25 protein-coding genes are annotated in these 24759 nt (G+C 61.3%); 14 read left to right on the top strand and 11 right to left on the bottom strand.

Translation table 11 applies throughout. The annotated features are described in order from the left end of the window. The first annotated feature begins 360 nt into the window (after positions 1–360). From NKJ00_RS18590 to NKJ00_RS18570, 5 genes are all read left to right on the top strand, one after another. Entirely contained in the window at positions 361–1278 is a 918-nt protein-coding gene (locus tag NKJ00_RS18590; RefSeq protein WP_352442897.1) for a glycoside hydrolase family protein, read from the top strand. A gap of 172 nt (positions 1279–1450) precedes the next feature. After that, positions 1451–2296, top strand: a complete 846-nt coding sequence (locus NKJ00_RS18585) for a manganese catalase family protein (RefSeq protein ID WP_352552153.1) — start codon at positions 1451–1453, stop codon at positions 2294–2296. A 301-nt stretch (positions 2297–2597) separates the two neighbouring features. Beyond that, positions 2598–3206: a hypothetical protein gene (locus tag NKJ00_RS18580; RefSeq protein ID WP_352613346.1), complete on the top strand. Its 609-nt coding sequence runs from the start codon at positions 2598–2600 to the stop codon at positions 3204–3206. Then, positions 3203–3595, top strand: coding sequence for a phage holin family protein (locus NKJ00_RS18575; protein ID WP_352613347.1), 393 nt, complete (start codon positions 3203–3205; stop codon positions 3593–3595). Before NKJ00_RS18580 ends, NKJ00_RS18575 begins: the two co-directional genes overlap by 4 nt. After that, positions 3592–4428 carry a hypothetical protein gene (locus NKJ00_RS18570; RefSeq protein WP_352613349.1) on the top strand — a complete coding sequence of 279 codons (837 nt, stop codon included), beginning with the start codon at positions 3592–3594 and terminating at the stop codon, positions 4426–4428. Before NKJ00_RS18575 ends, NKJ00_RS18570 begins: the two co-directional genes overlap by 4 nt. Positions 4429–4508: 80 nt before the next feature. Here the strand turns inward: NKJ00_RS18570 and NKJ00_RS18565 are convergent, their stop codons facing one another. The 11 genes from NKJ00_RS18565 to NKJ00_RS18515 all read right to left on the bottom strand — a co-directional run bounded on the left by NKJ00_RS18565 (position 4509) and on the right by NKJ00_RS18515 (position 14740). Continuing rightward, a complete protein-coding gene (locus NKJ00_RS18565; RefSeq protein ID WP_023811925.1) occupies positions 4509–4925 on the bottom strand; it encodes a c-type cytochrome in 417 nt (138 codons plus the stop codon). Further along, positions 4906–5784 (bottom strand): cytochrome c oxidase assembly protein, encoded by an 879-nt coding sequence (locus tag NKJ00_RS18560; protein WP_023811926.1) that lies wholly within the window; start codon positions 5782–5784, stop codon positions 4906–4908. Before NKJ00_RS18560 ends, NKJ00_RS18565 begins: the two co-directional genes overlap by 20 nt. Continuing rightward, positions 5781–5990, bottom strand: a complete 210-nt coding sequence (locus NKJ00_RS18555) for a hypothetical protein (protein WP_352442890.1) — start codon at positions 5988–5990, stop codon at positions 5781–5783. Before NKJ00_RS18555 ends, NKJ00_RS18560 begins: the two co-directional genes overlap by 4 nt. 133 nt (positions 5991–6123) lie before the next feature. Further along, positions 6124–6729 carry a cytochrome c oxidase subunit 3 gene (locus NKJ00_RS18550; protein WP_128305816.1) on the bottom strand — a complete coding sequence of 202 codons (606 nt, stop codon included), beginning with the start codon at positions 6727–6729 and terminating at the stop codon, positions 6124–6126. Next, entirely contained in the window at positions 6726–8696 is a 1971-nt protein-coding gene (gene ctaD / locus NKJ00_RS18545; protein WP_352442888.1) for a cytochrome c oxidase subunit I, read from the bottom strand. The genes NKJ00_RS18550 and ctaD overlap by 4 nt, the downstream gene beginning before the upstream one ends. Continuing rightward, on the bottom strand, positions 8693–9688 hold the full coding sequence (gene coxB, locus NKJ00_RS18540) for a cytochrome c oxidase subunit II (RefSeq protein ID WP_352630755.1): 996 nt from the start codon (positions 9686–9688) through the stop codon (positions 8693–8695). Before coxB ends, ctaD begins: the two co-directional genes overlap by 4 nt. Before the next feature lie 14 nt (positions 9689–9702). Further along, the gene (locus NKJ00_RS18535; RefSeq protein ID WP_128304512.1) at positions 9703–10236 is read right to left on the bottom strand and encodes a c-type cytochrome; all 534 of its coding nucleotides are present in this window, start codon (positions 10234–10236) and stop codon (positions 9703–9705) included. Beyond that, on the bottom strand, positions 10233–11102 hold the full coding sequence (locus NKJ00_RS18530; protein WP_352613352.1) for a substrate-binding domain-containing protein: 870 nt from the start codon (positions 11100–11102) through the stop codon (positions 10233–10235). The genes NKJ00_RS18535 and NKJ00_RS18530 overlap by 4 nt, the downstream gene beginning before the upstream one ends. Next, positions 11083–12963, bottom strand: a complete 1881-nt coding sequence (locus NKJ00_RS18525) for a methanol/ethanol family PQQ-dependent dehydrogenase (protein ID WP_352552135.1) — start codon at positions 12961–12963, stop codon at positions 11083–11085. Before NKJ00_RS18525 ends, NKJ00_RS18530 begins: the two co-directional genes overlap by 20 nt. Next, entirely contained in the window at positions 12960–14075 is a 1116-nt protein-coding gene (locus tag NKJ00_RS32235; protein ID WP_502895870.1) for a heme-binding protein, read from the bottom strand. Before NKJ00_RS32235 ends, NKJ00_RS18525 begins: the two co-directional genes overlap by 4 nt. Before the next feature lie 485 nt (positions 14076–14560). Further along, on the bottom strand, positions 14561–14740 hold the full coding sequence (locus NKJ00_RS18515) for a hypothetical protein (RefSeq protein WP_128304509.1): 180 nt from the start codon (positions 14738–14740) through the stop codon (positions 14561–14563). A gap of 177 nt (positions 14741–14917) precedes the next feature. Between NKJ00_RS18515 and nanR the strand changes: the two genes are divergently transcribed. From nanR to NKJ00_RS18470, 9 genes are all read left to right on the top strand, one after another. Further along, positions 14918–15625, top strand: coding sequence for a transcriptional regulator NanR (gene nanR, locus NKJ00_RS18510; protein ID WP_023811936.1), 708 nt, complete (start codon positions 14918–14920; stop codon positions 15623–15625). After that, positions 15625–15930: a putative quinol monooxygenase gene (locus NKJ00_RS18505; protein WP_023811937.1), complete on the top strand. Its 306-nt coding sequence runs from the start codon at positions 15625–15627 to the stop codon at positions 15928–15930. Before nanR ends, NKJ00_RS18505 begins: the two co-directional genes overlap by 1 nt. A 46-nt stretch (positions 15931–15976) precedes the next feature. Next, complete coding sequence (locus tag NKJ00_RS18500; RefSeq protein ID WP_352613355.1) at positions 15977–16753, top strand: HpcH/HpaI aldolase family protein; 777 nt, start codon at positions 15977–15979, stop codon at positions 16751–16753. 14 nt (positions 16754–16767) lie between these two features. Beyond that, positions 16768–17820: an NAD(P)-dependent oxidoreductase gene (locus NKJ00_RS18495; protein ID WP_352630693.1), complete on the top strand. Its 1053-nt coding sequence runs from the start codon at positions 16768–16770 to the stop codon at positions 17818–17820. A 120-nt stretch (positions 17821–17940) separates the two neighbouring features. Continuing rightward, positions 17941–19596, top strand: a complete 1656-nt coding sequence (locus NKJ00_RS18490) for an extracellular solute-binding protein (protein ID WP_127296120.1) — start codon at positions 17941–17943, stop codon at positions 19594–19596. A gap of 27 nt (positions 19597–19623) precedes the next feature. Beyond that, positions 19624–20625, top strand: a complete 1002-nt coding sequence (locus tag NKJ00_RS18485; RefSeq protein ID WP_245273236.1) for a carbohydrate ABC transporter permease — start codon at positions 19624–19626, stop codon at positions 20623–20625. Then, on the top strand, positions 20625–21473 hold the full coding sequence (locus NKJ00_RS18480) for a carbohydrate ABC transporter permease (protein WP_031213481.1): 849 nt from the start codon (positions 20625–20627) through the stop codon (positions 21471–21473). Before NKJ00_RS18485 ends, NKJ00_RS18480 begins: the two co-directional genes overlap by 1 nt. An 11-nt stretch (positions 21474–21484) precedes the next feature. Further along, positions 21485–22579 carry an ABC transporter ATP-binding protein gene (locus NKJ00_RS18475; RefSeq protein WP_023811943.1) on the top strand — a complete coding sequence of 365 codons (1095 nt, stop codon included), beginning with the start codon at positions 21485–21487 and terminating at the stop codon, positions 22577–22579. Further along, on the top strand, positions 22576–24552 hold the full coding sequence (locus NKJ00_RS18470; protein WP_352630691.1) for a D-apionate lactonase family protein: 1977 nt from the start codon (positions 22576–22578) through the stop codon (positions 24550–24552). Before NKJ00_RS18475 ends, NKJ00_RS18470 begins: the two co-directional genes overlap by 4 nt. Positions 24553–24759 lie beyond the last annotated feature (207 nt).

The raw sequence follows: 24759 nt of genomic DNA, 5'->3' as shown, positions 1-24759 counted from the left end.
TGAAGATTTCCTTCCTTTAGTCTGTCGTTTATGTTCCGACTAACATTTGTTAGTCGCGGACGGGAGAGAACTAAACTTCGTTCCCGTCTCCTAACTTTCAACGAGGTGAGTTGTTCCAAGGTGAAATGGAGCGCCTTCAGTCGCCGCTCGATAGACGAAAACGAGATCCGCTCGCTGAGTCGAGAACGGCTATCGTGTGTCGGCGGGCTTTGAGGCGCGGGGCGACTGGGGAATGCTGGTGGAGAACGGCATTGCCGTATTTGCGTTGAACTTGTCGGCTATAAAATGTGCAGAACATCATGTTGATTCGCCTGCACGACTGGCGATTCGGTTTTGGCAGGGCAAGATTCCGGGGCTGATATGAAGATCGACTTTGCGACCAATGTTTTTCCGCTGTTTCATCCGCAAAGCGTCGATGATCTCAAAGACCCGTGCCCTGTCTTCGATGGCAGTCTGTGGCACGTCTTCGGCTCAAGTGGCACGGTGACCACCGAGACGTGGAGGATCCTTCATGCCACGGCGCCCGATCTCTATGGACCGTGGACCGAGCATCCGCCGATCGAACTTCCTATCAACGGGAGTGGTGTTGCGGCTCCCGGCGTCATCCACGAAAGCGGCGTCTTTCATATGTTCATCCAGACCGAGTTCATGAAGTCTGGCGGCCGGTGCGAGCACGCGGTTTCCAATGACGGATTCCAGTGGGTGGTTCTCAGCCCGGCGATCCTTGCCATCCCGGACACCGAGGAGGACGGCATTTACGATCCGCATCCCGCAGTTATTGGCGGCAAGCGCTACCTCGTCTATTCCGCGATGCCAAAATTCACCAGGGTGCCGCAACCCGACATCTACCTCGCACGGAGCCAATCCGACTCGTGGTTCGGTCCCTGGAAGCGGATCGGCAAGATCCTCGACCATAATGATGTCCCTCACCATAATACGAGAGAGGATCCCGACTATGAATGGGGCATAGAAGGCGCACAGCTGGTCGAGTTGCCGGACGGTCGGGTGCTTCTCAATGCCACTTGTTTTCTGCCGAATGGACTTCGGGGGAACCGGCAACGCGTGTTCTTCGCTATCGCTGATGACGTTGCTGGACCTTACGTATCGATCGGCCCGGTGCTGGAGCCAGGCCAGCCGGGAGAGAACGGCCACTCCACGGTGATGATCGAAGGCAGCCAACTATCGTTGTTTTACCAAAGCCGGGTCGCCACGACCGATCATCGGTGGCGCTACGGCCTGGCCAGATGCGACGTCGCCCTGTTTTCCAAGGTCGCATGATCCCCGGTGCCAATGGGCACCCACGGCGTAGACCGACTGGACGGCTCGCATTGCGCAATGAGCTTCCGTAGCTCGAGACGTTCCGTCGGGAAGCCTGCCGGAATTAAACGTTCCTCCTACGGAACAATGCGTCCGAGCTGAGGTTCGGCTGACTTCAAACCAGGAGTCAGCCATGTATTACACCGACAAGAAATTGCAGTACCCGGTTCGTGTGGAAACGCCGAATCCAGTCTTTGCCCGCGCGTTGCAGCAGGCCATAGGTGGAGTAGAAGGCGAGATCCGCGTCGCCTTGCAGTATTTCTTCCAGGCATGGGGATGCCGCGGACCGGCCAAATACCGCGACCTGTTGTTAAACACGGCGACCGAGGAACTCGGCCATATCGAAATGCTGGCGACTGCGGTCGCCCTCAATCTAGAGGGTGCACCACTTTCGCTGCAGGAGGACATCTCGTCGGACACGGTCGGCGGCTCGGTCCTCAACGGGATGAACTTCCGCCATATCTTGTCGACCGGCCTGGCCGCACTGCCTGAAAACGCCAACGGCGTTCCCTTCAATGCTTCGCATGTCTATGCCAGCGGCAATCTTGCCGCGGATATGGTCGCAAACGTCACCGCGGAAGGAAGCGGCCGCGTGCTTGCGACCCGCCTGTACAACATGACCAACGATCCCGGCATGAAGGACATGCTGTCCTTCCTTATTGCGCGCGACACCATGCACCAACAGCAGTGGCTCGCGGCCATCGAAGACATGGGCGGACTGAACGCGTCTCTGCCGGTCCCCAACTCCTTCCCGCAGGAGAAGGAGCATCAGGACGTATCCTATGCCTTCATCAATTGCTTCGTCGAAGGTGTCGAACCAGCGCGGGGACGTTGGAGCGATGGACCCTCGATGGACGGCAAGGGAGAGTTCTCCCTGGTCGCCGGTGCACCAATGGGCGAGGAGCCCATGCTTTCGCCGCCACGGCCAAGTTCCGGCGCCCAGAGCGAGCAGATGATCGACAGGCGGGCCGCCGAATAAGCAGAGATAGCAATACCGGAGACAGCCGGCACTCGGCTGTCTCCTGCTTGCGGCTCCCGCGCACCCGGTCGTACCGAGCGCTCCGTTCGAGGGACAGCGCAACTCATTGGCGACTGTTGCGTGCCTGACGAGCTCTCCGTTTCAGCCTGATCATAAATGCTTTCACCTAAGGGAACATCGCAGGTTCCTCGAAGTTGGGCAGCCACGGAGGACGTGCACATGAACAGTGTCATCTATCTTATCGGCCTTATCGTTGTCGTGCTCGCGGTCCTCTCCTTCTTCGGTTTTCACTAGGTGGCCCATGCAGCATGAGAACGATCAGGGCGGACAGCCCACCGATTTCGACAAGACGAAAAGCGAAGTTTCCGACAGGCTTCGCCAGGAAGAGGAACGTGCCAGCGAGTTGCTTCACGACGCGCGTGATGCGGTGACCCGCAAGGCTGGCGACTATGCATCTGAAGCCAGGGAGGTCATCGCCGACAAGGCGGAGGAGGCGCAACGCGACATCGGATCGAGCCTGGCGGCGTTGGGCGGTGCACTGCGCGCGGCCAGCGATCACCTGGCCAACAACGATGAAAGGAACGCATCGAAGTTCGCTTTGGATGCTGCCGGTGGGCTTGAGCGGCTTTCATCGTCCTTGAAACAGAAACCGTTCGGCCAGGTCCTTGAGGAGGTGCAGTCCTTTGGCCGGCAAAATCCCGGTGTCCTGCTTGCGGGATCCGTGTTGGCCGGTTTGGCGCTCGGGCGGTTCATCAAGGCTTCTCCGCCGGCAAGGCCGGAATCTCAGGCTGCTCTGGGAGACCTCAAATCACACACCGATCAGCCACAGGGTTGGTCCGCTGATCATTCGCAGGATTTTGGCCTCGTCGGCGATGACGGGACTATGCAGAAGGCGGAGCAGGAGAGATGAACACCCAGAACAATCCCAGCCTTGCCGGACTGATCACCGACTTGGCCCAGAATGTCACCACTCTGGTGCAGACCGAGGCGAGGCTGTTTCGGGCCGAGCTCTCTGAAAAGCTTACCAAAGCCGGAGCAGGTGCCGCGGAAGTGCTGGGCGGCGCGATTTGCCTTCTCGCCGCGCTATTGGTGTTGCTGCAGGCACTCGTTATCGCACTGACGCGGGCAGGGCTTGGCGCGGGGTGGTCTTCTCTGCTGGTCGGTGTGGTCGTGGCGGTCCTCGGCGTCATCCTGCTGCGGACCGGGATGGCCAGCATGGCGCCTTCGGAACTTACCCCCGACCGGACCCAGGAACAGCTCAAGCGCGACGCGAGCGTGATCAAGGAACAGGTGAGATGAAAGAGAAATCCGCAGCCGAACTTGAACGCGAGGCCGAGGCGGCTCGCGCCCGGGTGATGGAGACCGCCGAATCCATTCGAGGCAAGATGACGCCGGGACAATTGCTGGATGAGTTCACCGGGCTGTTCTCGGGAGGGGAGAGCTCGGCCATGCTCAGCAATCTCAGAACGCAGGTCCGAGACAATCCTTTGCCGGTCACCATGGTGGGCGCGGGTCTGGCTTGGCTGATGTTCGGCAGCGGCACATCAAACACGGCCCACGGTCCCGCTGGTTACCCATTGCCTTCAGCGCCGGCACGACATGATGAAGGTGAGCGCGGCGGCTTCAGCGGCACGCTCTCCGATGCCGCGGAATCGCTCTCATCGAGCGCTACCAGCGTCGGCGATACCATATCGAGCACCGCAAGAGCCGCTGCGGCGGGTCTGACGGGAAGCGCTGCCAATGCAAGCTCGACGACTGGTGACATGGCGAAAGCCAGCCGCTCCGCCCAATATCTGTTGGAGGACCAACCCTTGGCCGTAGCGGCCGTCGGTCTCGCCATCGGTGCCGCTATAGGTGCAATGCTGCCCCATACGGCAACGGAGGATGAGCAACTAGGCGCCTATGGGGACAAGCTTCGCGACACCGCCGAAACCATGCTCGACATGGGTCTCGATGAGGCCAAGCAGGTCGCCGCTGACGCCTATGAGACCATTAAGCAGGAAGCTGGCCGGCAACATATGGAAGCAGGCACGATGGCCGATCAGCTCGGCGAGATTGTGAAGTCCACAGCAGACAAGACCGAGCGTGCCGTGCGGGAACGGATTTCCGATCCGTCTCAGCGCCAAACCTAGCTTGGTAATCATAGATCAACGATAGTCGGTCTCTTCCAGAAAGGGGTCGGCGTTGTCCGTCGAACGGTGAACCGCTCGAGTCATTTCAGAGCGTAGAGGTAGGCCGCGATATCGCGCGCCTGCTGCTCCGTGATCCGTGTCGATGGCATGGCCGTGTGCGGATCGATTTCCCTGGCCGATCGTATCCAGCGGATCAGGTTCTCTGGATTGTTGGCCAGCCCGCCGCCGATAAAGACGCGGCCAGCAAGACTGGCATCCAGGCGAGGACCCACCTGCCCTTGCGCGCCCGGCACGCCCGTTATCGTATGGCAGCCGGAACAGCCATTCGCAGTCATGATCGGCAAGGCCCTCGCAGTGTCACCGCCCGTGGCCGCCTCCGCCTCGTGGCGGACGCGCGCGGCCCGATCGGACCACCAAGTCATTCCGGCCACGGCCGCGACGAGCAGCACTAGCGCGGCGATGACGGCGGCAAGCAGTTTAGACAAGCTCGTACGCATGCGCCGCCTCCCTCCTTCCGCTCGCCTTGATCCACAACGCGGCCAGCAGCAGCGCTGCGCCGCCATATATCAATCCAGCCGGAACCCACATCACCAGCCCGGCAAGTTGCTGGTCCTCCAGGGGGCTCAAATTCCACAGTGCCGCTCCCACGGCGTTCTCCGGGTACCAGAGGCGCGGCGAGAGCAACAGGAGGACGCCGAGCAGCCCGGTATGCAGCGAGGTGACAAAGAGGTGCATCACTGCGCTCCCATAGGCATGCTGGCGGCCGGGACGCGGCAAGAGGACCCACCAGAACAGCAGCCCTGTTCCGAAGAAGCTCGCGTGCTGTGCATAGTGCAGCACGCCGCGTTCGAGCGCGGCCTCGAACAACACCGGAATGTGCCAGATCCATATAGCAATGCCGTGGATAATGGTCGCGCTGATCGGCCGCGTTGCGAAGGCCCAGACCATCCTCAGCCAATTGGCGTGTCCTGCAATTCCCAGAATGCGCCGGAACCGGATGGGTAGGCCCCACATCAAGGCCGCAGCCGGGCAGGCAGAGACCAACAGCGGCGCCGCCACGGCCATCAGCAGTTCATGCTCGATCATATGCGCCGCAAAGACCTGCTCGCCGAGCATATGAATCGGGCTGACCAATGCGGCTGTCAACACGCCCCATCCGGCCGTGAACAGCAGAGCCTGGCGCAGCCGCAACGTCCTGCCGCGGCTGCTGCGCCGCCAAAGCCGGCTCGCGCCAACGACATATATCAAGGCAAGCACGGCGAGTGGCAGGGTGATGGGCAGCGCGAACGTCCACCCGGCCCCGGGCGCGCCGGCGCCGTAGCAGATGGAAGTAGGGAACAGCGCGTCCAGGTTCATCGCAGGCACTCATCCAGGATCAGCGCCGCGCTGCCTTGCATGAGGATCACAAGCGCAAACAGCAACGCCGACAACATCCCGAGATTGGCGACGAAGCGCTCTGTGCCGCGCGTACGCTCCGGTTTGAATCCGGCACCGCCTCGCCGCTTCGCCCGCCACGACAGCGCCCCGCCGAGCAGCGACAACAACACGAGCAGCAGCGCCACGGGAAGCACGACCGGCACCTGGCGGTTGCATTGCCAAGGCACCAGCGCATAATTCAGCTGTGTCGAGACCGCCCAGGCCAGCGGACCTGACAGAAGACCACCCCAAGACGTTCCCAACCGCAACGCTCGCATCTCAGCCTAGCCTCGGCGCCCAATAGATGAGCACGTAGATCGGAATCCAGGTCAGGACCACGAAATCCCAGTAGAAGACATTGTCGCCGACATCGCCGAAGCGCCGGCCGCTATAGCCGTGGCGCGTGAACATCAGCACTGTCAGCACGATGGTGTCGCCGACATCTGTTATGAGGTGCGTGGTGTGCAGGCCAAGCAGCACCCAAAGCATCGATCCATAGGCGTTAGTGTCCCAATAGATGTTGAGGGCGGGGAATTCGAACCAGCGCACGACGAGCGGAGCGATGCCGAGCAGCGACATGACCACCAGGCCGATCCGCACCGGAATCATGGAGCATTGCTTGGCGTGGCGGTGGAGGACGTGGTTGGGCACAAGGCTGACGACAAACAAAATCATCACGATCGTTCCGGGCCAATGGTTCGGCTGCGGTGCGCTAAGCCGCCATGCTGGCCATGACAGCGCAAGGTAGAGATACGCGCCCGCCGCCAGCGCGAAACCGGTGCCTTCGAGCGCCATGAAGCCCAGCGTGCCCCACCAGGTCGGGCTATGCGGACCATGCCCGAAGGTCGGCAGTCCTGAAAGATCGGCGGCAACTCGATGCTTCATTCCTGGTCCTCCGGATCGCCCTTCGGCCAGAACCAACCGATCAACGTGATGGCGATCGGCGCGGCGCCCCAGACGATGGCCCAAGGCGTAAAAATCGAATAGAGAAACGTACCACCGACGGCGAGCGCCGCGAAAAGAGGCCAGATCGACGGTGTGGCCGATTTCTCACGAATGTCGGGATGAGCTTCCGCCACGGTGGAGATGAGGAGCTCGCGCGCATCGACGCGGAGCCCGGTCGCTACAGGGAGCGTCTCGCGCTCGGCCCAGAGCGGCTCGATATGGGTGACGATGGGAATGCGTGCGAAATTATAGCTCGGCGGCGGCGAGGATGTTGCCCACTCCAAGGTTCCTGCGTCCCACGGATTGTTGCCGGCCGAGGTGCCTTTCAACGCGCCATGCACAAGATTGAAAGTGAACAGGACAAAGCTCAGGAAGAAGAGCAGCGCCCCTGCCGAGATGAAAAGGTTGATGTTGCCCCAGCCAAGCTCGGCCGGATAGGTGTAGACCCGTCGTGGCATGCCCCATAGGCCGACGAGATGCATCGGGAAAAAGGCCGCATTGAACCCGATGAAGGCCAGCCAGAAATGGCACCGCCCAAGGCGTTCGCTCATCATGCGGCCGGTGATCTTCGGGAACCAGAAATAAGCCGCGCCAAGCAGCGGGAACACCGAGCCGCCGATCAGCACGTAATGGAAGTGCGCGACGACGAAATAGGTGTCGTGCACCTGAAGATCCAGTGGCACCGAGGCGAGCATGACGCCGGTTAGCCCGCCGATGACGAAGATGAAGAAGAAGCCGAAGACAAACAGCAGCGGGGTCCGGATCACCGGTCTGCCATCCCATAATGTTGCCAGCCAGCAGAAGATCTGCACGCCGTTCGGAATGGCGATCATCATGCTGGACGCGGTGAAGAAGCTTGCGCCGAGCTTCGGCAATCCGGTGGCGAACATGTGATGGACCCAGAGCCCGAACGACAGGAGGCCGACAGCGAAGAGTGACAGGACAAGCCCGAGATGGCCGAATGTCGGTCGCCTGGCGAAAGCCGGGATGATCGAAGAGACCATGCCCGTCGCCGGCAAGAAGATGATGTAAACTTCCGGATGGCCGAAGAACCAGAAGAGATGTTGGAACAGCAGAGCATCCCCACCTTCCGCCGGGTTGAAGATGTGCGTGCCGACCAGGCGGTCAAGGATCAGGAAAGTCGAGGTGATCATCACCGCCGGCATCGCGAAGACGACGACGAAGGAAGTGACCAGCATCGCCCAGACATAGAGTGGGATCTTGTCCAGCGACATGCCGGGGGCTCGCTGCTTGAACACGGTGACGATGGTCGCAACCGCGACGGCCAATGACGACACTTCGGTATAGGTGATCATCTGCGCCCAGACATCGGCGCGCTTGCCCGGTGCGAATTCGGGGCCGGACAGCGGCACGTAAGCGAACCAGCCCACATCAGGAGCCATGTTGAGGGCAAAGGACACCCAGGCGAAAGCGCCGCCCGAGACGTAGATCCAATAGCTGAACGCGTTCAGGCGCGGAAACGCGATGTTGCGGGTGCCCACCATCAGCGGCACCAGGTAGATCCCGGTCGCCTGCACGATGGGCACGGCGAACAGAAACATCATCGTAACGCCATGCATGGTGAACAGCTGGTTGTAGAGGTCGGGCCCGATCAGGCCGCGTTGCGGTCCCGAAAGCTGGATACGCATGGCGACAGCGTTGAGACCGCCAAGACCAAGGAAGACGAAAGCGGTGATCAAATAGCGTCGTGCGATTACCTTGTGATCGACGCTCGAGAGCGCTCCGACGATGCCGGACGGCGTCCGCCAGGTGCGCTCGAGCCAGCGATGCAGGCTGGCATCATCCATGCCCGTATCGCGGGGGCCGTCACGTTCGGGAGCAAGGTCGCCCTTGGCGGGGTCTGGTTCCGGGATGTGGCGGTCGCCTGTGACATCGGCGCTGCTCATTTCAGCCCCTCGAGATAAGCGACGATTGCGTTGAGCTCGTCGCCGTTGAGATCTGCCACTGGCATGTGGGAACCCGGTTTGATGCCTTGCGGGTCGGCTATCCAGGCGGCGAGATTGCCGCGGCTCATCGTCAGCGTTCCGGCCGCCAATGTTTTCCGGCTGGCGATGTGGGTGAGGTCGGGAGCCACCGTTCCGCCGGCCGGCGTTCCCCCGATCCTGTGGCACATCACGCAGGGGCGTTTGAGGAACAGGTCCGCGCCGGCCTTGGCTTCGCCGCTCGCCGGCGCGCCGGCCGGCTGCAACTGGTCGTTCAGCCAGGCATCGAATTTCGGACGCGGCTCAGCGATGATGAAGGTGCCCATATTGGCATGCTGCGGGCCGCAGAATTCAGCGCATTGACCACGGTAGACGCCCGGCTTGTCCGCCTTGATGTCCAGCACGTTCATGTGACCCGGTATAAGGTCGAGCTTACCGGCCAAGCTTGGAATCCAGAACGAATGGATCACATCCGTCGAGGTCAAAAGAAGCCTCACCGGCTCGCCGGCGGGGATGTGGACCTCATTCGCCGTCGTCAGGATGCGGCTCGGCGTAGCATTCTCGTAACGCACCTCCCACCACCACTGATGCCCGGTTACCCTGATTGTCAGCGCGGCGTCCGAGCCAATGGCGGCAAGCGTCCTGTTGGCGAAAAAGCTCAGCAGCGTAAGTCCGATCAGGATTATGGCGGTCAGCCCAACAGCGGTGACAACCACGCGCATCTTGCGGCGTTCGGCCCCTTCGTCGAGTAAGAGCGGCTCATCGCCGGGACGCGATCGCATGACCAGCGGTGCTGCGAGCGCGATCATCACCAGCACCCACACAACCGCGCAAAGCGCGGTGAAGAACCAGATCAGCCAGGCCAACTCGCCGGCCGCGGGGCCTTTCGGGTCCAGCGCCGACTGCCAGCCTGCGCATCCCTGCAGAAGCAGGACACACAAGGGGGCAAGCGCCATGAAGGCGAGCCGTTTCACGGCGACTTTCCCAGCGTCGCGGCATCCGGCAGGCGGTTTTCAGACGGGTGCACCATCATATCGTCGTTGCGCTGCGGCGCGGCGGAGGAGGGCGCGTTGCCGCTCAGTGCGCGTACGAAGGCCGCAAGTTCCCAGATTTGGTCGTCGGGTATCTTCTGGCGGAAGCTCGGCATCCCGTTTGGTCGCCCGTCGCGGATCGTGGCATGGATGCTTTCGATCGAGCTGCCGTAGAGCCACTTTTCGTCCATCAGCGCCGGGCCCATGCCGCCACCGCCATTGGCGTGACAGCCCGAGCAGTTGAACCAGCCGAACAGGCGCTTGCCCTCGCTAAGGTGAAAGGCGTTCGCCTCGAAGCTCGCCGCCTTGTTGTCACTGGCGGAAGGCCGCTGGCCGCCGGGCTCAAGCGCGGTCACCGGTGTCGGCTGTTCGCCTGAGCCGAGCGCCGATTGTGGCCGGGTATCGCGCTCCTCACGCTGGCAGGCGACCAGGGCCAGCGTCAAGGGCAGCAACATCGCCAGAGCCTGCCTCATCGCGCCGGACTCCCGGCCATGTCCAGACGCGGTACGCCGTATTGCGCCAGAACCGCGTCGATCTCCGCCTTGTGTCTGGCAAGCGCGCTATTCACATCGCCATGCAGCGCATCGTCCTCGCGCCGAACACCCATTGAGATGTCGTACATCAGCGGCAGTTGCGGTCCGTCGATGCGAGGCGTGACCGGCGTGATCCGGAGCGACACCTTTTGCCTCTGGGCGAAATAGCCGGCGAGCGGACCCCAGACCACGGCAAGATCAATCTCACCGTTCGCGACAGCTTCGACGATGCGCGCCGGAGGGTTGGGAGCGGAGTAGTCGCCATAGACGGGATAGCCGATCAGATGTCCGACGATGCCGCGGCGGCCAAGCGCTTGGACAGGCGGCGAGTTGGCGCCATCGTCGCCGATGAGCTGAACACCGATGCGCAATTCTCGCAACCGCGGGTCGTTGAATGAGGCCACGTCCGGGCCGTCCTGGCGGGTCACGAAGACATAGGACGAACGGTAGTAAGGCGTGGTGGTGCGCAGCATTTCGAGATTGGCAGGCGTGCCGGGCACGAGATCGCAAAGACCTGCCTTCAGCGTGTTGCGGATGAAGCCACGGCGCTGCGCCCACCAAGTATACGTCAGCTTGGCGCCGAGATCAGTGGCGATAATTTCCGCGATCCTGTTCTCGAAGCCTTGACCGGCCGCGTTGGAAAACGGCATGTTGTTCGGGTCGGCGCACACTCTCAACTCACGTGCATTGGCAATAGCCGGCAAGAGCAATAAGGCGAGCCCGGCCATGCCGATCGCCACCCGTTGGAACGCCTTGCGCGTCGGACGGACGGTCAAGTCCAATCCATCAAGGAAGCCGGAACACATAAAGCGTGCCTCCCGCCGTGGTAGCGTTCTTCAGATCCTTCATCGCGTTGACGAAGCCAAGTGCCGCGGTGGCATCGCGTGGGTCGAGGTCGCCCGAAACGATGGCGCCGGCCCAGCCACCGACGCCCGACAGAATTGCGACATATTGGTGCCCATCGGGGCCGCGATAGGTGATCGGCTGGCCGATGATGCCGGACGATGTCTTGAACTGCCAAAGCAGATCGCCAGTCCTGGCGCTGACGGCCTTGAACCAGCCTTCCATGGTGCCGTAAAAGACGACATCGCCGGCAGTGACGACGGTGCCACTCCACACCGGGAAGTTTTCTTTCAGGACCCAGGCCGGCTTGGCCGCGGCAACATCCCAAGCGGTAAAGGCACCCCGATTGCCCCCCGGCCCGGGGATCATGCGTACGTTCATGCCGACATAGGGTGTGCCTGCGATGTAGTTTACCTCGACGCCTTCTTCGTCCATGCAGAGATTGTTGTGGGGGATGTAGAGCAGGCCGGTCTTCGGCGAAAAGGCCGATGGTTGCCAGTCCTTGAGGCCGGACGCTGTCGGGCAAATATCTCGGACCACCTTGCCGGTGCCGGTTCTCTTGTCGGGGTTTGCAATCAGCCGGCCGGTCTTCAAATCGACACCCTTGCTGGAATTGACCGGGCCATAGGCTGTGGCAGACAGCACTTCGCCAGTGGTTCGATCGAGGATATAGAGGTAGCCATTGCGTTCCGGTCGGACCAGGACCTTGCGCGGCTTGCCTTGCCAGGTCATGTCCAGAAGGATCTGCTCGTTGATGCCGTCATAGTCATGGAGGTCATGCGGGCTCCACTGGTAGAACCACTTCGCCGCTCCGGTATCGGGATCACGCGCGAAAATACCGGACGTCCATTTGTTGTCGCCGGGCCGCAAATCCGGATTCCACGGTCCTGGATTGCCTGTGCCGTGGAAGATCAAGTTCAAGTCCGGATCGTAGGAGATCCAGCCCCACATATTGCCGCCGCCGATCTTCCAGGCTTCCGGCGGCCATGTCGTCACGCCAAGGTCTGTGCCCTTGTCCATGTCATAGTGGGGCTTGAAGTCCGGGCCGATCAGCACATCCTTGTCGGGTCCAGTGCCATAAGCCGTCCAGACAACATGCCCGTTTCCGGCATCCAGCGCCTTCACCCAGCCGCGGACGCCCATTTCGCCACCGGAATTGCCGACCAGAACTTTTCCCTTCACCACCAGCGGCGCCATGGTGATTGTCTCGCCGATGTTGATGTTGCCGATATGAGCGTTCCAGATCGGCTTGCCCGTATCGGCATCGAGCGCGATCGTGTGGCCGTCCAGCGTGTTGAAGAAGATGCGCCCGTCGGCGAAGGCCGCGCCGCGGTTGACGACATCGCAGCAGGCCACCCCTTGTGCCGCCGGCTCGGGGTTGGGCTCGTACTTCCACTTCATCGGCGCGCCGGGCCTGGAAAGGTCGAGCGCGTAGACGATGTTGGGAAAGGGCGTGACGATGTACATGATGTTGCCGACAACCAGCGGCGCTGCTTCCTGGCCCTTGTTCACGCCGGTCGAGAAGGTAAAGGCGACCTGCAGGTTCTTGACATTGCCTTCGTTGATCTCGGTCAGGTCGCTGAAGCGGGTCGACGCGTAGTTCTTGGCTGGCATCGTCCATTGCCCGTCGTCGGGTGGCGCTGCGGCGGCGGGCGGCGCAATAGCCGCTGCCGATGGGGGCTCCGAGGCACCACTCAGGAATGGGCCGCATGCCAGCAGCATCACCGAGAATATGCAGGTGCGAAAAGAATTCCAGATCGCCAATGCGCGGGCGCCTCGTCCTGCGTCAACGCGCGCCGGTGCCGGGTGCAGCATGCCTTTCATTTGTGGATCGAGCCTCCCACGCCGGCGCCTAGCTCCGCCGCGATGTCAGCCTCGGTGCCGGCACAAAGCGGATGGCCCCAGCCCGATGCGCTTTTGCCCCCGGGATCGAGATCGTAGACGATGGCGTCCTTGCGATTGGGATTGACCCCGGCTGGAACCTTGTCGAGGCCGAGCGCCGCGCGAACACGCCAGGCGACATTGTGATCGGCGCATGAGGAATCTCCGGAGACTCCGATGCCTCCGACGATGCTCTTGCCGTCATAGAGGGCAAGCCCGCCGCCAAACACAACGACGCCTCCAATCGGCTTGCCGACGAGGGGATCGCTGGCGCTTCCGAACGTTTTGGGATCGCCCGCATAGGCCGCGGCCTGGTTGACCGGATTGGTCTCCTGCAAGCCGAAAAGCGGCCCGCCCGGCTGCGCCCCCGCGTAGAGATTGGCCGTCGATAGGGCCATCTGCGCCAGGCTGAGTCCATTGGCCGTGTTGGCCTTCTCTGCCGCGACGAGGCGACTGCCTGGCCATTGCGAATCGGCGGTGGGACCGCTGAAAGCGATCGCGCATACGGCGCCGTCGCGGGCGACGATAGCGGCCCATTCGTTGGTCTCAAAGCCACCGTTGGCAGGTCCGCCGCTTGCTTTCACATTGGCCTTGAGGACAGCGAGCAGCTTATCGTGGTCGGCCGGGCAGGGCGCCTGTGCCATGGCTTGGCCCTGTGGGAACAGGCCACCCGTCAACAACACCAGACCAAAGGCTGATAGCAAAAGCTGACAGCGATACATTGTCCTGCCCATTCGTTCGAGCATCAAAGAATCCCGGAGCACTCTGGCAGACTGGAAATGCGAGAATGAAGCCGTGATCCAATGCCGTCGGTATTTAACTTGGGCGATGCAGCTATGTTCCTGCTTCTGCAAAAAATTGCGCAGCCCCCTCGTACGCCGATGCAAGTTGCCGTCTGTCCGTGTCGCCGGCGGAATATCCGCGGCGAGATTGTGCTGCCTGCTGTGATACATATTGTGATACAAACAACACCCCGCAGGAAGGAAAAACGTGACAAAAACAGTTGGTTGATGGGCGAACTGATCCCAGCCAACGGTACCACCGGCTTTCCTCATAAAGCATTGGATTTAGTGGAAATGATCGCCCTCCGTTGCAGGAAGCGGTCGGGATCATGCTGCCCAGAGAGGTCAGGGATCACGGAAGGCGTGTGGTTCTCCGTATACCAGCCGTGACGGAGGAGAACGAACGGCAGACCCGAGGTCCGCAACGCAGCTTGACCTTTTGCAACGCTGCGCTGAAGCGCTTGAGGGGTTTTGAGCTATGGCGTTCCGGATGGGTGTCGCATCGGCCCGAACTGCGAGGTCGATCCTGGCTGCGTAAATTAAACTCGTTGACGATGTCCGCTTCTGGCTGTTGGGACGCTTGGTCTTATCGTCCAACTGGGGATCGTATGGAGAACGGCAGCTATCTCAAATGCCTGCCGAGACCTGACAGTCGGTTACAGCCGTTGCCGCCGGACTGCTTGCGCCCGCTTTTGGTCAGGCGAAATGCGTCAAAAGATGTTCGATGACGCGCTGTGTAGCATCGATGTCTGCCATGCTCAGCCCTCGGCGATGATCGCTAGTGCCTTTGCAAAGCTAGCATCAAGGGAGGTCAGCGCCTCAATCGCTCCGTCATATACGCTGTCGAGTGTCGCTCCCCAGCCGTCTGCTGCGCCACGAGTATCGATGCCAAAGCGGGCGAGCGCCTCCTCGATGCCGGCGTCGATGCGCCCAGCCAATTTTACGCCAGATTCGTTCCAACTTTGTGCGGCGTCTCAGTTGGGCGAACGCCGATAGATACTCGTTTGACAGGAAGAACAATGACCGTTCTCACTTGGTCCCGAGCGTCTGTTGGTAGAAGGATCGTTGACAGAGGCGCTCTGGGGCCATAGCGTATTGGTATAACAGGTATGCCAATGATCGGAGTTCTGATCAAGCCGCGGAAGCTTTCGGACGAGGTTGCAGCGCACCTTGAGCGGATGATCCGCGAGGGAGAGCTGGCCGAAGCCGACCGGCTCCCATCCGAACGGGAACTCATGCGGCAGTTTGGGGTCGGGCGCCCTTCAATCCGCGAAGCCCTGCTGCATCTGAGCAAGATGGGCCTTGTCGAGGTGAAATCCGGCGAGCGCGCCCGCGTCACTCGGCCAACGCCCCAATTCGTGATCGACGCCCTCTCGGGGCCGGCGCGTCACATGATTTCGGCCCCCGGCGGGGTTCATGACTTCCAGAGCGCGCGTTTGTTTTTCGAAGTCGGTCTTGCCCGCAACGCCGCCATCAATGCCACCCCAGAAGATATTGAAAGTCTCAAAGAGGCGCTTGAAATCAACCGACAGTCGATCGGGGACCTGACGCGCTTCGAGCGCACCGACGTGGACTTCCACTACGTGCTGGCGGTGATCACCCGCAATCGAATCTTCACAGCTATCCACGCGGCGTTGGCCGAATGGCTGCTCGAACAGCGGCGCACGACTTTGGCCAAAGGTGAAGACCGCAAGGCCTATGAGGCTCATCGCGAAATCTTTGATGCCGTCGCCGCGCGCGATCCAGACGCCTCCGAAGCGGCTATGCGCAGGCATCTGGAATATGTGTCCAGGCGCTATCTGGAAATTGCAGGTGCCAAGTGATGAGGGGCTTCGTGGTCTGGGTCGATTTCCGCCTCAAGCCGGGTGCCCGGGGCAGATTCCGCGAACTTGTGGACGCCAATGCAACCGCGTCGATGCGCAGCGAGGCCGGCTGCCGCCGCTTTGACGTGACGGAGGCGCGCGGCGAACCGGACCGGGTCCTGCTCTATGAGATTTACGATAGCGAGGCCGCATTCGAGGAGCACTGCCGCACCGCTCACTTCGACGAATTCAATACGCAGAGCGCGCCGCTCGTCGTGACCAAGTTGGTGATGACCTGCGACCTCGTTCTTGAGGCCACACATTGACGAGAACTAGGCGGATTGGCCCTTTTGGGCGAACGGGAGGAAGTGCATGTCAGAGCCAAGTCTCAGGGCGTTAACTTCTCACAGGCGGGTCAAACTTGGTACGCTCGTCGCCGAGTTCGCGACGCCGGGTATAGGTCACATCCTGAAGTCCGCTGGCTGTGACTTCGTCTTTTTCGATATGGAGCATTCGGGCTTCAGCCTGGAAACGGTGAAGAGTGCGATCCGCTATTTCGAAGCGGCCGACCTGCCGGTTATGGTGCGTGTGCCATCGCAGGACTACCATTTCCTTGCCCGCGCCATGGACATGGGGGCCGAAGGCCTGATCGCCCCGATGGTGAGTACCGTCGAGCAGGCGCAGCACATCATCAATTCCATGAAATATCACCCTGCCGGCGTCCGCGGCGTCGCGCTGCAGATCGCTCATGACCGCTACCGTCCGGGCTCGGTCGCTGATAAATTCTCAGCCGCCAACAAGCGCTCGACATTCATCTGCCTGATCGAGACCGCCGACGGCGTCAAGAACATTGACGGCATCGCGGGACTGGACGGGGTCGATTGTCTGTGGGTCGGACATTTCGACCTGTCCGTCTCGCTCGGCATTCCTGGCGACTTCGCCCACCCCACTTTCTCTGCTGCAATGGCCAAAATCGTTGCCGCCGCCAAGAAGCACAACAAATCGCTTGGACGCTTGGTTCCCAACGTCGCGCAGGGACACGACTTCTACGCACAAGGCTTTGATTTTATTTGTTATTCAGGCGACGTTTGGATTCTGCACGACGCGATCGCCGACGCGGTTTCCAAGATCCGCGCCGGGTGCGAATAGGAGCGGAGGAGACGATGGACAGCGTAAAATTCAGGGTGGCGCTTTCCGGTGATTTCCGCAAGCCGGACGGCTCGCCGACCTACCCAGATTTCGATCTGGTGCCACTGCGCAATGCGACGGGCGTCGAGATGGTGTTCCTGGAGTCAAACAGTCCGCTTCGCGCCGACCAACTTGAGGATTTCGATGCGCTGATCCTCCTCACCCATCGCTTCGATGCCACGAGTGTCCCCAGGAGCGGACGCCTGGCCGTCGTTGCCCGCTTCGGGGTCGGCTACGACACTGTCGACGTTGAGGCCTGCACCGCAGCCGGCATTGCCTTGGTCATCACGCCCGATGGCGTGCGACGCCCCGTCGCCGTATCCGTCATCACCTTCATGCTGGCACTGACCGGCAAACTGCTGACAAAGGACGCGCTCACCCGCAAAGGGTCTGTTGGTTTCGAGAAGCGCTCCGATCACATGGGGGTCGGCCTCGTCGGGCGTTCGCTTGGGTCACTGGGCATCGGCAACATCGGTGCCGAGGTCTTCCGCTTGGCGAAGCCCTTTGACATGCAATTCATTGCCCATGACCCGTTTGCCGACAAGAGGGTTGCTGCCGACCTGGGCGTCGAGCTGGTCGGGCTGGAGGATCTGTTTCGCCGCGCCGACGTGCTGTCGGTCAGTTGCCCCCTGTCGCCTCAGACCCACCACATAGTCAACGCTGAGCGGATCGCCCTGATGAAGCCGACAGCTTACCTGATCAACACCGCGCGCGGCCCGATCGTCGACCAGAAAGCGCTGACGCAAGCGCTGCAGGAGCGCCGCATCGCCGGCGCCGGTCTCGACGTGCTGGAACAAGAGCCTCCCGACGCAGACGATGCGATCCTCAAACTCGACAATGTGATCCTGGCGCCGCACGCACTTTGCTGGACCGACCAGTGCTTTGCCGGCAACGGTGCCGCCGACGTCAAAGCGGTAATGGAGGTGCAGCGCGGTCGGGAGCCGCGCGGCGTGGTCAATCGCGAGGTTCTTTCGAGCGAGCTGTGGAAGACCAGGCTGTCGGGGCTCGCCGCCCGCTTCGGAACCTAGGAGGACACTGATTTTTGGGCGCGCCGCCGCGGCCCCTTTGCGGCGACCTTACGGGAGGAAATGCTTGACCGCAGCGCCGGCGGACGAGTGAAGCAAATGGAAATGGGAGGACCAAGCACTATGAACGATCGTGAAAAACGTGACTTTCAGGCAGGTCTCGAAGCAGAGGTCGACGCCTTCATGAGCGGCGAAACCACCCGCCGAACTTTCATCACCCGCTTCGGTCAGATGACCGGCATGTTGGCCGTGTCCGGCCCGATGCTGGGGATGATGACGGATTGGGCGATGGCGCAGCAAACATTGGAATTGGCGGACGCCACGTCGCCGCTCGGCCAGGCGCAGGCCGCAGCCCTAAAAGCATCGAAGGAAGGGCCGGCGGACGGTTCCGCCTTTCGCGCGGCGGAGGCGGCCAAGGCGCATTCGGGCGTCACCCTCAACATGACCTACGAGGCTGGCCTGCAGGCACTCGATCCGCGCAATTTCAGTGGGCCGATGTGGGAGCAGCTTACCGGGATGAAGTCGAATGTCGTCGAACTGTCGAACCCTGACCAGTACTCCAAGGCAGTCGCCGAGCACATCGCCGGCTCGGGTGCCTATGACGTTCTCGACATCTCGCCGGCCTGGACACCGTCGCTTGCCGATGGCGGCGTCATTGCCCCTCTAGACGACTACATCGCCAAATACATGAACCCGGCAGACCTCGAGGACTATCATCCCCTGTACAAGGCGCTGCCGACCTACAAGGGAAAGATCTGGGGGTTCTTCGACGACGGCGACATGTTCGCTCTCTACTACCGCAAGGACATCTTCGAGGATCCGAAAATGGTGGAGGCTTACCAGGCGAAGTTCAACGCCAAGCTTGGACCGCCGAAGACCTGGGAAGAATATGCCCAGATCGCCCAGTTCATTACCGACCAGATGGCGCCAAAGGTTTATGGCGCGGGACATTTCCGCAAGGCGGGCAGCCCTGGCAATCAGTTCGACTTTCTGCAGCAGTACCGCGCCAACGGCGGAAAACTGTTCGGAGACGACATGAAGGCCGGCTTGGTGTCGGATGCCGGCGTCAAGACGCTGACAAACATGCTCGCCGCAAACAAGGCCTCGATCCCCGGCAACAACGAGCTCGACGCCGTTTCCTTGTGGGCGGCTTTCCTGACCGGCAAAGTCGCGATGATCTATTCCTGGCCTCCTAGCGGCCGTATGGCGGCGAACTATTCGCAATCCGCCACGGCAATCAACTTCATTCCGCAGTCGCAGATCGCTGGCAAGGTCGGCTATGCCGTCGTTCCGGGAAATCCGGAACATGCGACCGGCTACAACAAGGCACTGTCCGCGGATTCGCCCAACCCAGAGGCGGCGTATCTGTTCATGCAATGGGTATGCTCGCCACCCGTCTCGCTGGCACGTTGCATGCTGCCCTATGCGCTACGCGACCCATACCGCATCTCGCACTTCAAGTCCGAGCTCTACGGCGCGCTCTTCCCCAGTGCCAAGGAGTACCTTGCCAACCTCAACAACTCGGCAAATGTCGGTCTGCTCGATCCGATCATGCCAGGCGCGCAGGACTACTTCTTGAGCATCGACCGCATGTGCACCGCGGTGTGGGCTGGGGCGGATGCGAAGGCGTCGCTTGAAACGGCCGCCGCCGAGTGGAACGAGACGACCGACCGACTGGGTGTGGATTCGCAGAAAGGCTTCTACACCGAGTTCTTGAAACTGCCTGGCGCCACTGCCGACAACACGGTGGAAAAACTTGGCATGGCGGTCACCCTCTGAGGGGAGGCATGCTGTCTGGAGCAATTGGTGTTGCGGGCGCTTGGCTCGCAACACCTCCCCGCTAAGCGGCGATTTTTGGATACGCCTATGCAGCCCACCGCCACGATCCGTCGCTTGAAGGCCGCCGGCGCACCGCCCCGGCTGTCTGCCTTTGCCCAATGGGCAGACCGTCACTTCAAGTGGCTGCTGGTGGCGCCCGCGGTGCTGCTGATATTGGCGCTCTCGATCTATCCGCTTCTGTTCTCGCTGGTGGTATCTTTCATCAACTACGACTTCCAGGTGCCGGGCCACGCCTTTGTCGGATTGAAGAACTTTGAGCGGGTCGTGTTCGATCCAGTAGCACGTTGGTCGCTGTTGCTGACAGCATGGCTGTCGGGCATCAGCGTCGCTATCGAATTCGTGCTCGGTCTCCTGGTGGCGCTGACAATGGTGCGCAGCTTTCCGGGCCGCGGTGTGATCATGTCGATCCTGATCGTGCCGCTGTTCATCAGCCCGGTCATCGTCGGCCAGGCCTGGACGCTGCTTTTACAGCGGCCTTTCGGACCGACCAACTATATCCTGACGCAACTATTGGGGCAGGAGGTTACGATAGGATGGATGACGGAGCGCCCGTGGCTCTATATCTCGCTGATCATCGCCGATGTCTGGCAGTGGACGCCGTTCATGTTCGTCATCCTGCTCGCTGGGCTGACCGCAATCCCACCCAATCTCTATGAGGCGGCAGAACTTGACGGCGTCAACGCCTGGCAGGCTTTTTGGGCGATCACGCTCCCGCATCTCGGGCCGATGATGCTGCTGGCCCTGACCTTCCGTCTGCTCGACGCAATCCGTATGTTCGATACCATTTTCATCATGACAGGCGGTGGCCCGGGAACACAAACTTACACGGCCTCCTATTATCTCTATACCGTCGGCTTCACGCAGTTTCATCTATCGCAAGCAACAGCAGGAAGTTGGCTGTTCCTGATCTTTACGGCGCTCATCGTGACGTTGCTGGTGCGTCGGCTCTTGAAGGTAGAACCGGTCTAATGGCCGCCGTCGCGCCCGCCCGCCGCAGGAAACGCCGGTCGTTGCCGATCGGCCGAATTCTGCTGCTGGGGTTCTTCCTGGTGTTTGTGCTGTGGCCGCTCTACTGGATGTTCAACACCTCCATCAAGCCCAGCGACGACTACCTCACCGTACCGCCTGTCTGGTTCCCTGCCGCACCGACGCTTGTCCACTACGAAGCTGCGCTGTTCACCTATCGCGGTCTCGACGGGCTTATCAACAGCCTGATTATTTCGCTTTCGGCGACGGTGCTTTCGGCACTGATCGGCACGCTGATGGCTTATAGTCTGGCGCGCTACAACACGGGCGGCCGGCATCTGTCCTTCTGGGTCCTGTCGCAGCGCTTCCTGCCACCGATAGGCATCGTCCTGCCGGTATTCCTTATCTATCGTGGCGTCGGGCTGTACGACACCCATATCGGGCTGATCCTAGCTTACACGGTCTTCACGCTACCGGTGTCGGTTTGGATGATGTTTGCCTATTTCCGCGGCATGCCGAAGTCGATGGAGGAGGCGGCCCTCGTCGATGGCTGCACGAGATGGGAGGCGTTCTGGCGCGTTGCCGTGCCGCTCGCAGCACCAGGCATCGTCGCGGCGGCTGTCTTCGCCTTCATTGCCTGCTGGACGGAGTTCTTCTTCGCTCTGATTTTGACCAGCCGAACTGCCTTTACGCTGCCAACGGTCTTCCGAGCCTTCATCGGCTTCCAGGGCGCACAATATGGTGAAGCCGCAGCCCTTGCCATTGTCTCCCTTGTGCCATCGATCGCCCTTGGAGTGCTTGCTCAACGACATCTCGTGCGCGGGCTGACGCTCGGCGCCGTTCGCGGATAGGAAGGGAAGGCATGGCCGAAGTCAGAATCACCGGCTTGCACAAGCGCTACGGCGCCTTCCATGCGGTGCGCGGCATTGACCTCCACATCCCCGACGGCGAGTTCACTGTCCTGGTTGGACCCTCCGGATGCGGCAAGAGCACTCTGCTGAGGACCATCGCAGGACTGGAGGAGAGCTCACAAGGCACGATCGAGATTGGCGGCGAAGTGGTCAATGATTTCCGGCCGCGCGATCGCGACGTGGCAATGGTGTTTCAAGATTATGCGCTCTATCCGCATATGAGCGTGGCCAAGAACATTGGCTTCGGCCTCAAGGCTCGCAAGATGCCGAAGCCAGAGGTCGAGGTGCGCGTGGCCGAGGCGGCACGCATGCTTGGCATCACTCCCTTGCTGGGGCGTTTTCCGCGTCAGCTGTCCGGTGGCCAGCGTCAGCGCGTCGCCATCGGCCGCGCCATAGTCCGCAACCCCCTCATCTTTTTGTTCGACGAGCCACTGTCCAATCTCGACGCACAGCTTCGCGACGAAATGCGCGGCGAAATCAAACGCCTTCACCAGGACATTGCCACAACGATGATCTACGTCACCCATGACCAGATCGAAGCGATGACGTTGGCTGACCGCATCGTGCTGATGCGCGACGGGTTGATAGAGCAGCAGGGCGCGCCACTCGAGTTGTTCGAGCACCCGGCCTCAACCTTCGTCGCTGGGTTTCTGGGTTCGCCGCGGATGAGCTTCCTGCCAGGCAACCTTGCCTTGGACGGAAGCGCCGCCGCCATCCGGCTCGCGGACGCGCTGCTGCCCTTAGCGCCGGGCAGGGGGCTGAAGGGCGTCGCAGACGGACAGCAGGTGCTGCTCGGGTTGAGGCCAGAACATCTCACTCGGGCGCACACTGCCACACCGGAGCAGGGCACGTTTCGCTATGAGGCAACGATCGACCTGCTGCAGCCGACCGGCTCGCGCAGCTACGCGACATTCCGACTGGCTGGCGCGCCGGTGATGGCTGAGCTGCAGGCGCACGACGTCAGCCGTCCGGGCGAGAAGCTTGCGATCGACATCAACATGAACCGGGCCTCGATCTTCGACGCCACGACGGAGCGGGCAATTTGACCTCGACAGCTTCCCTGGCAGTCCGCTTATGTGGCACCGAACAGCACGAGGCACCGCTGCGCACACTGCGCGCCGGATCCTTGTCGGTCGCGTTCGACAATGGGGCGTTGCGCTACATCCGCATCGGGACGATCGAGATCTTGCGCGGAATCTCGTTTCTTGTACGGGACGAAAACTGGGGAACATGTACCCCCGTTCTCGATGATCTGCGGATCGACGAGAGGCCGGATGCGTTCGCCATTGAATACCGTGCAACATGTGCCGCAACATCCGGCCGCCTGGTTTACCGGGCACGCGTCTCGGGCAGTAGCGATGGTGCGCTGTCGTTTGTGACAGAAGCAGAGCCTGAGACCGACCTTTTGACCAACCGGACCGGCTTCGTCGTGCTGCATCCCATAGCAGATTTGGCCGGCAAGCCGGTGCGGGTCCTGCATCAAGATGGTCTCGAAAGGCTTTCGCATTTTCCGGACTTTATTGATCCGGAATGTCCGTTCACCGACGTGCGCGCGTTGTCACATGAGATCGCGCCTGGGATCTGGGCCACCTGCACCATGGATGGTGATGCCTTTGAGATGGAGGATCAACGCAATTGGTCTGACGCATCCTATAAAACCTATGTTCGTCCCTTGCGTCGCCCGTGGCCCTACAGACTGCCCAAGGGCCAGAAATTCACCCAGGCCGTCCGGCTGCATATGTCGGGGACGCTTCTTGCGCCGATGTCTGAAAATCCTGACCCGCCGATCAAAGTGACGATTGGCGGACCGGCCGGCCGAGTGCCTCGCATTGGCGTCGGCGTCGCCGCCGACGAGGCCAGGCACGCCCTTGGAAACTCCGATCTAATTCGGCAATTGGCTCCGCAGTGGATAGCCTGCCAGGTCGATCTCCGTCTCGGGCACGGCCACGATGAACTTGAACGGTACGCAGCGCTGACCCGGTTGATTGGTGCAAGCGTCGTGCTGGAGATCATAACCAGGGGAACGCTGGATCCCTTCGGCGAGTTGAAGCCGGTCGCGGATGCTGTCCGTCGCCTCGGCCTCAATCTAGAAGCTATCTGCGTCTTTCCGGCGCAGGACATGAAATCGGTACAGCCGGGAGCAGCATGGCCGGCCATGCCGAGCTTCCAGGAAAGCTACTCGGCAGCGCGCCGGGCTTTCCCGGGTGTACCGGTCGGCGGCGGCATGGCCGCGTACTTCACCGAGCTCAATCGCAAGCGCCCGCCAAGCGAGGCGCTCGACTACGCGACCTTTACCACCTGTCCAAGCGTGCACGCTGCCGACGATGTGTCAGTGATGGAGACGCTTGAGGCCATTCCCCACCTGATCCGCTCTGCCCGTTCCTTCATGGGCGGGTTGCCGCTGCGTGTGGGTCCCAGTCAGCTCGGCTGCCGCGAGAACCCTTACGGTGCCTCCACGGCGCAGAACGAAGCGAATGGTCGCGTCTGCCTATCGCGCATCGATCCTCGTCAGCGCGGGCTGTTCAATGCGGCCTGGATCGTCGGCTATTTCGCCGCATGCGCTCGCGAGGGCATCGAGGCCGTCGTCTTCGGTGACTTCACCGGTCCATTTGGCCAAATCCATAGGAAGGCTGATTTCGTGCAGCCATGGTTTGACCAGCAGGATTCCCGAACGGTCTATCCCGCTTTCCATGTCTTGGCTGGTCTCTCAAAGCTCGGCGGAGCCACCTTGCTGTCCGTAGGAACTTTCGGCGCTGACGGCGTTGTGACGATCGCAGCTGAAAACGATCGGGGCGTGACCCTGTGGGTCGCTAACCTCACCGCCAAGACGCAATCTGTGCGGCTTTCGGATGCGCCGAGCAGCGCCCGTATTGCTCTTCTCGGCGCCGAGCAGTTCGAGCAGGCGGCAACCGATCCCAACTTCATGGAAATTTCCGCAAGACCGCTGGATGACCAATTCATCTCGCTTGACGCCTACGCCGTCGCGCGAGTCGACCTCGATCGGCCGTCTTCGGCCTAGCCCGATCTTCGCTTAGTTGGCCAAAACCCCAACAAAGATGAGGGTGATAGTTCTATGAGGCCCTAAGGCCGCGCTTGGGATCCATCTCGCTTTGACCCCCAACCCCATCGTTGGTCAATTCAAAGGCATAGCGCGCGAAAGCAGCAGATGATTGAGACCTGGTCTGCCGTGCAAAACGTCCGTGAGCCTGGTTTGCCCTGGCTGCGC

This window comes from Mesorhizobium sp. M0227, from assembly GCF_040321855.1.
Classification (GTDB): domain Bacteria; phylum Pseudomonadota; class Alphaproteobacteria; order Rhizobiales; family Rhizobiaceae; genus Mesorhizobium.
Note: the sequence above shows the minus strand (reverse complement) of the source record. Positions and strands in the feature narration are given on the sequence as shown.

Bases quoted from the DNA above. Each gene is read 5' to 3' on its own strand.
- NKJ00_RS18590 (WP_352442897.1), top strand. From the start codon at position 361: ATGAAGATCGACTTTGCGACCAATGTTTTTCCGCTGTTTCATCCGCAA.
- NKJ00_RS18585 (WP_352552153.1), top strand. From the start codon at position 1,451: ATGTATTACACCGACAAGAAATTGCAGTACCCGGTTCGTGTGGAAACG.
- NKJ00_RS18580 (WP_352613346.1), top strand. From the start codon at position 2,598: ATGCAGCATGAGAACGATCAGGGCGGACAGCCCACCGATTTCGACAAG.
- NKJ00_RS18575 (WP_352613347.1), top strand. From the start codon at position 3,203: ATGAACACCCAGAACAATCCCAGCCTTGCCGGACTGATCACCGACTTG.
- NKJ00_RS18570 (WP_352613349.1), top strand. From the start codon at position 3,592: ATGAAAGAGAAATCCGCAGCCGAACTTGAACGCGAGGCCGAGGCGGCT.
- NKJ00_RS18565 (WP_023811925.1), bottom strand. From the start codon at position 4,925: ATGCGTACGAGCTTGTCTAAACTGCTTGCCGCCGTCATCGCCGCGCTA.
- NKJ00_RS18560 (WP_023811926.1), bottom strand. From the start codon at position 5,784: ATGAACCTGGACGCGCTGTTCCCTACTTCCATCTGCTACGGCGCCGGC.
- NKJ00_RS18550 (WP_128305816.1), bottom strand. From the start codon at position 6,729: ATGAAGCATCGAGTTGCCGCCGATCTTTCAGGACTGCCGACCTTCGGG.
- ctaD (WP_352442888.1), bottom strand. From the start codon at position 8,696: ATGAGCAGCGCCGATGTCACAGGCGACCGCCACATCCCGGAACCAGAC.
- coxB (WP_352630755.1), bottom strand. From the start codon at position 9,688: ATGGCGCTTGCCCCCTTGTGTGTCCTGCTTCTGCAGGGATGCGCAGGC.
- NKJ00_RS18535 (WP_128304512.1), bottom strand. From the start codon at position 10,236: ATGAGGCAGGCTCTGGCGATGTTGCTGCCCTTGACGCTGGCCCTGGTC.
- NKJ00_RS18530 (WP_352613352.1), bottom strand. From the start codon at position 11,102: ATGTGTTCCGGCTTCCTTGATGGATTGGACTTGACCGTCCGTCCGACG.
- NKJ00_RS18525 (WP_352552135.1), bottom strand. From the start codon at position 12,963: ATGAAAGGCATGCTGCACCCGGCACCGGCGCGCGTTGACGCAGGACGA.
- NKJ00_RS32235 (WP_502895870.1), bottom strand. From the start codon at position 14,075: ATGAGGAAAGCCGGTGGTACCGTTGGCTGGGATCAGTTCGCCCATCAA.
- nanR (WP_023811936.1), top strand. From the start codon at position 14,918: ATGATCGGAGTTCTGATCAAGCCGCGGAAGCTTTCGGACGAGGTTGCA.
- NKJ00_RS18505 (WP_023811937.1), top strand. From the start codon at position 15,625: ATGAGGGGCTTCGTGGTCTGGGTCGATTTCCGCCTCAAGCCGGGTGCC.
- NKJ00_RS18500 (WP_352613355.1), top strand. From the start codon at position 15,977: ATGTCAGAGCCAAGTCTCAGGGCGTTAACTTCTCACAGGCGGGTCAAA.
- NKJ00_RS18495 (WP_352630693.1), top strand. From the start codon at position 16,768: ATGGACAGCGTAAAATTCAGGGTGGCGCTTTCCGGTGATTTCCGCAAG.
- NKJ00_RS18490 (WP_127296120.1), top strand. From the start codon at position 17,941: ATGAACGATCGTGAAAAACGTGACTTTCAGGCAGGTCTCGAAGCAGAG.
- NKJ00_RS18480 (WP_031213481.1), top strand. From the start codon at position 20,625: ATGGCCGCCGTCGCGCCCGCCCGCCGCAGGAAACGCCGGTCGTTGCCG.
- NKJ00_RS18475 (WP_023811943.1), top strand. From the start codon at position 21,485: ATGGCCGAAGTCAGAATCACCGGCTTGCACAAGCGCTACGGCGCCTTC.